Annotated in this window: 11 protein-coding genes and 1 pseudogene; 6 read left to right on the top strand and 6 right to left on the bottom strand. The window is 70.1% G+C overall.

Annotated features, from left to right (window positions below):
* Positions 1–358 (bottom strand): annotated as a pseudogene (locus VF665_RS22555) (hypothetical protein); the annotation flags it as partial.
* Positions 359–477: 119 nt separating this feature from the next.
* Positions 478–1,353, bottom strand: coding sequence for an aldo/keto reductase (locus tag VF665_RS22550; protein ID WP_331055732.1), 876 nt, complete (start codon positions 1,351–1,353; stop codon positions 478–480).
* A gap of 133 nt (positions 1,354–1,486) precedes the next feature.
* Between VF665_RS22550 and VF665_RS22545 the strand changes: the two genes are divergently transcribed.
* The 5 genes from VF665_RS22545 (at position 1,487) to VF665_RS22525 (ending at position 6,372) form a co-directional block, all read left to right on the top strand.
* Positions 1,487–1,771 carry a hypothetical protein gene (locus tag VF665_RS22545; protein WP_331055731.1) on the top strand — a complete coding sequence of 95 codons (285 nt, stop codon included), beginning with the start codon at positions 1,487–1,489 and terminating at the stop codon, positions 1,769–1,771.
* Between the two features lie 188 nt (positions 1,772–1,959).
* Positions 1,960–3,288, top strand: coding sequence for an OmpP1/FadL family transporter (locus VF665_RS22540; RefSeq protein WP_331055730.1), 1,329 nt, complete (start codon positions 1,960–1,962; stop codon positions 3,286–3,288).
* Between the two features lie 48 nt (positions 3,289–3,336).
* Entirely contained in the window at positions 3,337–4,653 is a 1,317-nt protein-coding gene (locus tag VF665_RS22535) for a hypothetical protein (protein WP_331055729.1), read from the top strand.
* Positions 4,654–4,846: 193 nt separating this feature from the next.
* Complete coding sequence (locus VF665_RS22530) at positions 4,847–5,950, top strand: M57 family metalloprotease (protein ID WP_331055728.1); 1,104 nt, start codon at positions 4,847–4,849, stop codon at positions 5,948–5,950.
* A 236-nt stretch (positions 5,951–6,186) separates the two neighbouring features.
* The gene (locus VF665_RS22525; RefSeq protein WP_331055727.1) at positions 6,187–6,372 is read left to right on the top strand and encodes a hypothetical protein; all 186 of its coding nucleotides are present in this window, start codon (positions 6,187–6,189) and stop codon (positions 6,370–6,372) included.
* Positions 6,373–6,378: 6 nt separating this feature from the next.
* On the opposite strand, the gene VF665_RS22520 is transcribed toward VF665_RS22525, so the two are convergent.
* Entirely contained in the window at positions 6,379–6,813 is a 435-nt protein-coding gene (locus VF665_RS22520; RefSeq protein ID WP_331055726.1) for a GNAT family N-acetyltransferase, read from the bottom strand.
* A gap of 75 nt (positions 6,814–6,888) precedes the next feature.
* On the opposite strand from VF665_RS22520, the gene VF665_RS22515 reads away from it, so the two are divergent.
* Positions 6,889–7,155, top strand: coding sequence for a hypothetical protein (locus VF665_RS22515; RefSeq protein WP_331055725.1), 267 nt, complete (start codon positions 6,889–6,891; stop codon positions 7,153–7,155).
* Positions 7,156–7,297: 142 nt separating this feature from the next.
* Here the strand turns inward: VF665_RS22515 and VF665_RS22510 are convergent, their stop codons facing one another.
* The 3 genes from VF665_RS22510 to VF665_RS22500 all read right to left on the bottom strand — a co-directional run.
* A complete protein-coding gene (locus VF665_RS22510) occupies positions 7,298–7,513 on the bottom strand; it encodes a cold-shock protein (RefSeq protein ID WP_331055724.1) in 216 nt (71 codons plus the stop codon).
* 165 nt (positions 7,514–7,678) lie between these two features.
* Complete coding sequence (locus tag VF665_RS22505; RefSeq protein WP_331055723.1) at positions 7,679–8,782, bottom strand: SPFH domain-containing protein; 1,104 nt, start codon at positions 8,780–8,782, stop codon at positions 7,679–7,681.
* Between the two features lie 181 nt (positions 8,783–8,963).
* The coding region (locus VF665_RS22500; protein WP_331055722.1) for a DUF4440 domain-containing protein at positions 8,964–9,713 on the bottom strand (750 nt) is incomplete at its 5' end.

The raw sequence follows: 9,713 nt of genomic DNA, 5'->3' as shown, positions 1-9,713 counted from the left end.
TGTTGGCCGTGGGCGCGTACGTCACCAGCGGCGCATCGTCCTCTTCCACGTCCTGGCCCACCGTGGCGCCGGCGGCCGTGAGCACGAACAGATCCAGGTCGCTGCAGCTTTCGTCGCACACGCCCATGATCACGTAGCCCTTCCCCGCCTCCACCTGCATGCGCAGTTCGGTGCTCGCGCCGTTGGCGATGGTGACAAAGTTCGCCTCGCCGGCGGGGGCGAAGTTGGACTCGGCCAGCTTGGTGCTCGCGGTGTCCAGCAGCGTCTGCACCAGCGGACGGCCGGTGGGGTCCTGCGCATGGGCGGGCGCGGCTGCCAGCATGACGGCCGCGCAGGCCGCCGCAAGGATGGTCTTCATGGGAAGGCTCACGGGAGGAAGGAGCCCGGCGCCGCCGGGCGGACGAGGGACAATGTCCCCAATGGTAGCGCCCCCGCCGCCGAACTGGCAAGCGCGCTCCGTCCGCGGGGGCCGGCGGGTCAGGCCGGGAGCGCGCGAAACGCCTCCTCCAGCTCGCGGCGCGTCCGCTCCTCCAGCCGCAGCGCCTCGGCGCGCACGCTGCTCTCGATGCTCGCCTCGCGGCTGGCGCCGGGAATGATGACGATGGAGGGGGAAACGCCCAGGATCCACGCCAGCACCAGCTCCTCCGGCGTGGCCCCGTGCTCCCCGCCTATGCGCAGCAGCTCCTCGCTTTCCCGCAGCAGCTGTACCCGCCGCCCGCCACCCACGGGGCTGTAGGGAAGAAAGGTGATGGCGTGCTGCCCGCAGTGGTGAATCAGCCCGTCCAGCTCCGCCGAGCGGTCCCACGGATTGAACCGGTTCTGCACCGAAGTAACGGGGACGATCCCCTCCGCTGTGCGCAGTTGCAGGAGTGAAACGTTTGACAGGCCGACCGCGCGCACCTTGCCCTCCTCGCGCAGCCGGGCGATCTCGCCCACGCTGTCGGCAAAGGGCACCGCGGGGTCGGGGGCGTGCAGCTGGTACAGGTCAATGCGGTCCGTGCCCAGCATGCGCAGCGAGTGCTCGCAGGCGCGGCGCAGGTGCTCCGGGCGGCCGTCCGGCTCCCACCGGCCGCCGGGGCGCGCCAGGCCGCCCTTGGTGGCCACCACCACGTCGTCGGGGCGGCCCGCGCCGTCCAGCGCCTCGGCCACCAGCGCCTCGTTGTGGCCGATGTCGTCTTCGCCCAGGCAGTACACGTCCGCCGTGTCCACCAGCGTCACGCCCAGTTCCACGGCGCGGCGAAGGACGGCCAGTGCCTGCGCCCGGTCCGGCCGGCCGGCGATGGGAAGCGGCATTCCGCCCAGCCCGACGCGCGCGACGCGACGGCCGGTGCGGCCCAGGGTGACCTGCTGCATGGTGATTCGTCCAGAGCGTGGGAAGTGGACCAGCGGGGGCGCCGGAATCGCACGAACGGTTCCAGCGGCGCGGGGCCTGCAAGGGGTGCCCGGCCCGAACGGGCATGGAACCTCTGAGCAGACAGATCGGCTGATGCCACCTACGAGACGGGCCTCGGACCGGGGCTGGGTAAAAATGGTGGGATGGGCGGCGTGCCTGATCCTGGCCGGGTCGCTCACCTACACCTTCATCCGCGCGCTCACCGACGGGCCCGCGGGGATCGACCCCTGGTTCTTCGGAGCGCAGACGCTGGCGAGCACCCTGTTCCTGGTGTACAGCCTGCGCCTCAAGAACCGCATCTTCATCGCCGCCAACGCCGTGGCGGTGGCCAACGCCCTGGGAACGCTGGCCGTGGCGCTCACGGGCCGGGGCGGATGAACTGAGCGCCGCTCAGCTCATTTTTCAGCGGGCGGCGGGCGTTTTTGCTTGACGAGCACACCGGGAACGCGCTATCCTCACGCGTCGCGCACACCTTCCCGCAGATCAAGCCCAACAAGCAGCGAAACCGCTACCGGCAGCCGGGCGCGGCCCGTCCGGATCGCTACCACTACCCCCAGGAGACTCGTATGAGACGAAGTCTGGCCATCGCCAGCGCCGCCGTTGCCGCGTGCGTGGCCGTCGGCAACCCCCTGCAGGCGCAGGGTTCCAGCGTAGACCAGCAGAGCGCCTGCCTTGCCGGCCGCGTGAGCGCCGGTGTGGCGCTGCCCTGCGACGACGGCTCCACGGTGTTCTTCAGCCCGGCCGCCATGGCGATGACCCCGTCCGCGTTCAACCTGGGCGTGGCGGTGGTGCGCAGCAGCAACACCTTCCGGTACGACCCCGGAATGGTGCCCGCCACCGGCGAGACGTCGGTGGACCGCGAGCCGGAGATCAAGCTGGTGCCCCAGGCATCGCTGAACTACCGCCTGAACGACCGCACGGCCGTGGGCATCGCCGCCCTGGCGCCGTACGGCCTGGGCCTCAAGTGGGACGCGTGCCCGGCGGAAACCCCGCGCTGCGGCACCACCAACTTCGAGGGCCGCTTTACCGGCTACGACAACGACCTCAAGGGGCTGTACATCCAGCCGACCGTGGCGTTCCAGGTGGTTCCGGACCGCTTCTCGGTGGGCGTGGGCGTGGACTACGTGATGGGCAGCATCGAGGTGAACCGCCGCCAGTTCGGCCCCGCGGCGCTGGGGCTGGGCAACACCGAAGTGGCGGACGTGAACCTCAAGGGCGACGGGACCGCGTGGACGTACCACGTGGGCGGCATGCTGCGCCTGGAAGAGCGCACCTGGCTTGCGGCCCGCTACCTGGGCTCGGCCAAGGTCGACATCGACGGCGACGCCGACTTCACCCAGATCGACACCGGCAACCCGCTGGTGAACGGCGCCCTGGCCGCGCAGTTCCCGGCCGACCAGGGCGTGAGCTCGGAGATCGAGTTTCCGGCCATGCTGGTGGTGGGCATCGGCAGCCGCGCCACCTCGCGGCTGGGCCTGGCGCTGGACTACCAGCGTACCTTCTGGTCCAGCTTTGACGCGTTCCCGGTCAACTTCGAGACCGCCACGTCCGACACGCTGCGGCTGAACTACAACGACGCCAACACCCTGCGCTTCGGCGCCGAGTACCAGGCCACCGACGCGCTCATGGTGCGCGCCGGCTTCCGCTGGAACGAGGCCGCCACGCCGCGCGCCACGCCCTTCCTGCCGGAAGGCGAGCGCAACTACTACAGCCTGGGGCTGGGCTACCGCATGAACAACGCGCTCAGCTTCGACCTGTCGGGCCAGTACATCAACCAGCCGGACCGCCGCGGCGCCCTGATCCCGGGCGGGCCCACCGCCGGCATCTACGAGGCCGAGGGCATGGTCTTCAACTTCACGCTGGCGTACCGCTTCGGCGGCATGCGGCAGCCCTGAGACACACGCATCCAGTACCCCTGAACGGCAATGCTGCAAGGAGATCGCATGAAGAAGAGATCGCGGAGTACCGTGCTGCGCGCCGCGGCGCTGGCCGGCATGGTGCTGCTGGGCGCGTGCGTGGGCGACGGGGAAGAGCTGCTGCAGCCCGTGGAGCCGGCCACCGGCGGCGCGCTGTTCCAGCGCTACATGTCGCTGGGCAACTCCATTACCGCCGGCTACCAGTCGGGCGGCATCTACGACACGCTGCAGCTGCGTGCGTACCCGGTACTGCTGGCCAACAAGGCCAACGCCGAGTTCACGTCGCCGCTGGTGCAGTTTCCCGGCTGCCCGCGTCCGTTCGCGGCGCCGCTGGGCGCCACCGGCCGCATCGGCACGGCCGACACCTGCGTGCGGACCAACAATCCGCGCTTCATTCAGAACGTGGGCGTTCCGGGCGAGCGGCTGAGGGACCTGCTCCGCTTCCCCTCGGGTGACGTGGCCCGCCTGCACATTCTGCTGCTGGGCGAGCGCACGCAGGTGCGCCACATGCTGGACAACAAGCCCAGCTTCGTGTCGGTGTGGATCGGCAACAACGACGCGCTGGAGGCCACGGTGGGCGGCATTCTGGGCCCGCTCACGGCGGGCGCGGACAGCTCTCTGACCCCGCTGAACAAGTTTCAGGCGGACCTGTCGTCGCTGGCCGACTCCATCGCCAGCATCACCCCCAAGGGCGTGATGCTGGTGGGCGTGGTGAACGCGATCCGGGCGGCGCCCATCGTGCAGCCGGGCGCGTACTTCTACCTGGCGGCCAGCACCACGGGGGGCGCGTTCCAGGGCCGCACGGTGAACGCCAACTGCTCGCCGGTGAACAACCTGGGCCAGCCCAACCCGCTGTCGGCCAACCTGGTCTCGTTCCAGATGGTGACGGCCGCCGGGTTTACGGAAATCAACTGCGACCCCAACGCGTACCCGGTGGGCGACCCCCGCCGCGGCGCGTTCCTGCTGGACGTGGCCGAGCAGGGGATCGTGACCGCGCGGGTAAACGCGTTCAACGCGGCCATCAAGGCGGTGGCGGACGCCCGCGGCTGGCTGTACGTAGACCCCAACGTGCTGCTGGAGGACTACCGCAGCCGCCGCACCAGCGGCCGGTACACCTTCGTGCGCAAGTGCCAGGACCTGGCGACGGCCACCACCCCGGCGCAGTTCCAGTCGGCCGTGGCGCTGTCGTGCCCGGTCACCGGCGCCACGGGTGAGCCCAACTTCTTCGGCTCGCTCTTTTCGTTCGACGGCGTGCACCCGTCCACGTCGGCGCACGTGATCATCGCCAACTACTTCGCGGCGCAGATCAACACCAAGTACCAGACCGTGCTGCCGACGACCTGATCGGCGTTCGCCGGCAACACGCGCCAGAACGGCCCCCTCCCCGCGCGGGAGGGGGCCGTTTGCGTGCACGGAAGCACAGTGGCTACGCGTGCAGAATCTGATACTTGCCTTTCATGACACTTAAAAGTATGATAGCGCAACCGGGCGCGACGATCCAACGCTCCCGTCCCCATTTTCTCCCCCGGAGGAAACCATGCGAGTTTCGGGAATTGCCTGCGTCGTTCTGCTGGCCGCGGCAGCGGCGTGCAGCGACGCACCCACGGCGGTGCGGGCCTCCGCCGACAACGGTCCATCTGACGCGCAGGCACTGGGCCGGCTGGGGTTTGACCCCGGTTCGGCGCGGGACATGGGTGACCGGTACCTGGTGGAAGGCGACGTGTTCATCCCCAAGTCGCTGCTTCGCAAGGGTGGCCCATCGTTTCAGTACCGCACCTACAACAAGCTGATCGTATCGGACCTGCGCGTGGATTACACCGCGGTCGAGGCGGTGAACTCGCGCTGGGCCGCCGGAATCGAACAGGCCATGCAGGTCTGGAGTTCCGCCCCCGGGGCCAACGTGCTGCTGGCGAAGCACTCGGACCCGTACGTGGGGCCCGACATCACCATCACGTTCGGCGTGTGTGACCCCAACAGCACTACGGTGGTGGCCTGCGCCGATTTCCCCTCCAGCACCACGGCCCCGGGCGCGACCATCAAGATCCAGGACGCATCGTACTACGACGCCCTTTCAACCATTGTTCACGAATTCGGCCATGTGATGGGCCTGCGCCACACTGATTGGGCGAACCGCAAGTGCTACAACAGCAGCGGACAGCTGGTGAACTGCGGCTCGGAAGTGGTGGGGCCGGGTGCCGTGCAGATTCCGGGTACCCCCACCTCGGCGCAGGGCGACGCGCCCTCGGTGATGAACGCGATCCTGCACTCGTGGACGGGGTTCAGCTACTATGACCGGGTCGCACTGCGGTACCTGTTTCCCGGAGGACCCGGCCCTGCGGTCACCGGCACGCTGAGCGGGAACACGCCCGTGAACACGTGGCCGGCCATGCAGGACGCGGTGTCGTACAAGGTGTACTACCTTGACTACGTGAACGTGTACGACCCCATCTTCGGAATGTGGCCGCAGCAGCAGATGACGTATCTTACGACCACGACGGCGACGTCCTACACGGATTACAGCCGGTCATTCACCCAGTCCGGGTGCGAGGGGATGTTCTGGCCGCGGGGATACGTGGTCAAAAGCGTGTTTCCCGACGGCACCGAGTCCGGCTACAGCACTGTGCAGTCCTGCTACTACTAGCCCCCCAGTCCGGTTCGGGGCTGCCCGCCCCCGGATCACGGACGTCATCGGGCGGATTGAAGAGCGGCCCTCCCCACCCGGGGAGGGCCGCTTCCGTTTGCGTCCCGCGCGTCATCTGTTCCCCGGCAGGCGCATGGGAAATATGACCCTTGCTCCCGGCGCGGCGCGAGTGTATCAATGGGCGTCCGCAACCGGTGCACCCATCCCCCGCCTTCCCCCATCCCGGAGTTTCCGCAATGCCCGCCCTTGTTGGACTCGTCGTTCTGCTGGCCGGAATGGCCCTGATCATGGCAGACCAGCCCCTGAGCCGCGCCGTGTGGCGCCGCGCCGAAGACCCGGAAGCGGGCGCCGCCTCCCTGCGCGTGCTGGGCGCCATTCTGTTCATGGCGGGCGGCATCACCTTTCTGATCGGCACCACCTGAGCCGCGTCAGCCGAGCGGGCGGGCGTAGCGCCATCCGTTGCGGCTGAAGCCCAGCCCCTCGTAGAACCGGTGCGCCTCCTCGCGGTGCAGCGAGGTGGTAAGGTGCAGGGCGTGCGCGTTCCCCGCGCGGGCCCAGGCGTCCGCGGCAGACATCAGCCGCGCGCCGATGCCCCGCCCGCGCGCCCCCGCGTGCACCACGAGCGCCAGCACGCGCACGAACGGCCGGTCGTGCTCGTATCCCCACCCCCGCTGCAGCCCCACGAACCCCAGCACCACGCCGTCCGCTTCCGCCACGACGGTGTGGTAATCCGCAGCGGTGTGGATGCGGGCCAGCCGCTGGCGCGCCTCTTCCGGCGTGGCGGGGTAGCCCAGTTCGGCGAGCAGGGCGGCGACCCCGGCGGCATCGTCCGGGGTGGCGGGGCAAGGGTGGACGGGCGTCACGGGCGGTTGCGGCGGTATGGGGTTTGCGCCCGCACCCCCGCCCACGCAACCGGGGTACGCACCACGGAGGGGCTGATGGCCAAGAAGATGGAAGGCAACGAGGACCAGAAGCGGCAGGCCGCGCGCGATGCCCGCGAGGAGGGCAAGAGCGCCAGCGAAATCGGCGCGACCACCGGCGCGAGCAAGCAGCGCCAGGAAGCGCAGGGCAACATGACGCACCAGCAGCGCATCGACCTGGAGCGCGAGGGCAAGCAGGACCAGATCGGCGAGAACACCCCCGAGGCCCGCCCCGGCGCGCGCGATGCGTACACGGTGGACCACGAAAAGTATCCGCGGCTCTGACCCGCCGCGAGATGGACGTCCGAACGGCCGGAAGCCACGTGGCTTCCGGCCGTTTCGTCATCCCTGCCGATCATCATCCCCGCAACGGCCGCGCGCCGGCGGCCCCAGGGCCAGCCGGCGCGCCGCCGTTGTGGGGAGGGCGTCAGCCGTCGATGGTGGCGACGTTCTCGGCGCGCGGGCCCTTCGGGTCCTGCACCAGGTCGAACTCCACCCGCGCGCCCTGCGCGAGCGTCTTGAATCCGCTCCCCTGGATCGCCGAGTGGTGGACAAAGACGTCCTTGCCGCCGCTATCCGGCTTGATGAAGCCGAATCCCTTGTCGTCCATGAAGCGCTCTACGCGTCCGGTCTCCCGTGCCATCTTCGTCCACCTGTCGTCCTGGTTTGCTCGTACTGCCGGGTATGCCCGCCCCCAGTGCAAAACCCGTGCGTTGCCGCTTCCGGGGGACGGACGCGCCGGCACCGGTCCGGCAGGCAACGGAAAAGGGCTCCCGCGGGGGAGCCCTTTTCCATCCATCCGGGGCGGCTACATGGGCGGCAGCGGCGGCGGCGCGGCGCCGAACAGGGGCTGCAGCTCCGCCACTTCGCCCGCGGGCTTCCACCCCTCCATCCCCTGCTTCCAAACCAGCGTGTCGCGGGTAAGCTGGCCGCCGCTGGCGTGGCCGCGCAGCACGTCCGGGCCAAACGGGCCGGCCTGCTTGCCGTCCATGGCGACGTAGAACTGCGCGGCACCGGGAAGCGGGGGCGGCCCGCCCGCGGGCGCGGCGTGCGCCCCGCCGCCCATGGCGTTGGCCATCTGCTGCGCCATGGCGAAGCCCATCCCCAGCCCCATTCCCTCGCCCGCCCCGCCGCCGGGGTTGCTGGCCGCGGCCTCGATGGCGTTGGCGGCCTGGAACTGGGTGTATGCGCCCAGGTTGCCGATCACCCCCATGCTGGTGCGCTTGTCCAGCGCCTTTTCCACCTCTTCCGGCAGGGAGATGTTTTCCACCAGGAAGGTGGTGACCTCAAGCCCGTATCCCGCCACCTCCGGGCTGATGACCGTCTGCACGGCCTGCCCCAGCTCCGAGTAGTTGGCGGCCAGGTCCAGCGCGGGGATCTTGCCCTCGCCCAGCGCCTCGGTAAAGCGCGAGACGATGAAGTTGCGGATCTGGTCGCTGATGCCGTCGACCGTGAACACGCCGTTGGTGCCCACGATCTGCGCGATGAACTTGCCCGGCTCGCTCACGCGGATGGCGTAGGTGCCGAACGCCCGCAGCCGCACCGGCCCGAACTCCGGGTCGCGGAGCATGATGGGGTTCTTGGTGCCCCACTTGAGGTCGGTGAACACCTTGGTGCTCACGAAGTAGACCTCGGCCTTGAACGGCGAGTTGAAGCCGTACTTCCACCCCTGCAGCGTGCTGAGCAGGGGGAGGTTCTCGGTCTTGAGCTCGTAGCGGCCGGGCTGGAACACGTCCGCGATCTGCCCCTGGTCCACGAACACGGCGGCCTGGCCGGGGCGAACGATGAGCTGCGCGCCGTTCTTGATCTCGTTGTCGTGGCGCTCGAACCGGTGCACCATGGTGTTGCCGGTGCTGTCGAGCCACTCGACGATGTCGATCAGTTCAGTCTTGACGAAATCCCAGAGGCCCATGGCCGAACTCCGTTCATGCGGGAGGGAGGTGGGGAAAGCGGGCAGGCGCCCGGAATTTCACTCGCGGGCCAGCCCCACGCAAGCCGCGGGGCCATCGTACGAAGCCGCGGCCCCGCGGGTTTCGCGCGGGGCCGGCGGAACTTGTTGCGGGGCAGGCGCCTGCGTCAGCTTCGGACCGCGGTCAGCCGGCGGGCGCCGGGCGGGGGTTGCCGCCGTCCACCACGTAGCGCCACGAGCCGTCCGCCTGGCGCTGCCAGACGCTGAGGTACTTGCTGTACGCGGTGCCCGGCGTGCCGTCCGGCCGCGTGAAGGTGAATTTGGCGAGGCCGATGGTATAGCCCAGGTCGCCGCTGCCGGCCGCCTCGCCCATCACGGGGCCCCACTCGATGACGGAAGGGCGGCTGAACCCCTGGCCGATCTGCGCCGGGCCGTATTCCGGGCCGCTCGCCAGCGCGCCCCACGGCGCGGCGAACGCCTCGAACGCCTCGCGCGGCGTGCGCGCCATGGACATCGCCGCGAAGTCGCGGTCCGCCTGCATGACGGCCTCGCGCTCCGCGGCGCCGCGGGGAGACGGGGTTCCGGCGGGGATCCCCCGCTCGAGCGTGGGCCAGCCCTGGGGCGCGGCGGCGGCGGCACCCTGGGCGGAGGTGCCCATGTGGGCCTCGATGCGCCACCCGCCGTCCGGCTGCCGGCGCCAGAAGGAGATGTATCGCCAGTGCAGTTCCGTGCCGTCCGCCCGGGGGCCGGCGGCGGCGCCGAAGGTGTAGCCGGTCCGCCCGTCCGCGGACACGCCGCCCTGCACCGGCGTCCACCGCAGGCGCAGCGCGCCGACGGGCGCGCCCGCCAGCCACGCCGCCGCGGCCGTCCGCCCGCGGAGGGTGTCCTGCCCGGGCGCCAGGAAGCGCACGTCGTCCCGCATGGCCCCGGGGAG

It is taken from the genome of Longimicrobium sp., assembly GCF_036387355.1.
Lineage (GTDB): Bacteria > Gemmatimonadota > Gemmatimonadetes > Longimicrobiales > Longimicrobiaceae > Longimicrobium.
This window is presented reverse-complemented; position numbering and strand designations above follow the sequence as displayed.

Coding starts and splice junctions, on each gene's coding strand:
- VF665_RS22550 (WP_331055732.1), bottom strand. CDS start 1,353: ATGCAGCAGGTCACCCTGGGCCGCACCGGCCGTCGCGTCGCGCGCGTC.
- VF665_RS22545 (WP_331055731.1), top strand. CDS start 1,487: ATGCCACCTACGAGACGGGCCTCGGACCGGGGCTGGGTAAAAATGGTG.
- VF665_RS22540 (WP_331055730.1), top strand. CDS start 1,960: ATGAGACGAAGTCTGGCCATCGCCAGCGCCGCCGTTGCCGCGTGCGTG.
- VF665_RS22535 (WP_331055729.1), top strand. CDS start 3,337: ATGAAGAAGAGATCGCGGAGTACCGTGCTGCGCGCCGCGGCGCTGGCC.
- VF665_RS22530 (WP_331055728.1), top strand. CDS start 4,847: ATGCGAGTTTCGGGAATTGCCTGCGTCGTTCTGCTGGCCGCGGCAGCG.
- VF665_RS22525 (WP_331055727.1), top strand. CDS start 6,187: ATGCCCGCCCTTGTTGGACTCGTCGTTCTGCTGGCCGGAATGGCCCTG.
- VF665_RS22515 (WP_331055725.1), top strand. CDS start 6,889: ATGGCCAAGAAGATGGAAGGCAACGAGGACCAGAAGCGGCAGGCCGCG.
- VF665_RS22510 (WP_331055724.1), bottom strand. CDS start 7,513: ATGGCACGGGAGACCGGACGCGTAGAGCGCTTCATGGACGACAAGGGA.
- VF665_RS22505 (WP_331055723.1), bottom strand. CDS start 8,782: ATGGGCCTCTGGGATTTCGTCAAGACTGAACTGATCGACATCGTCGAG.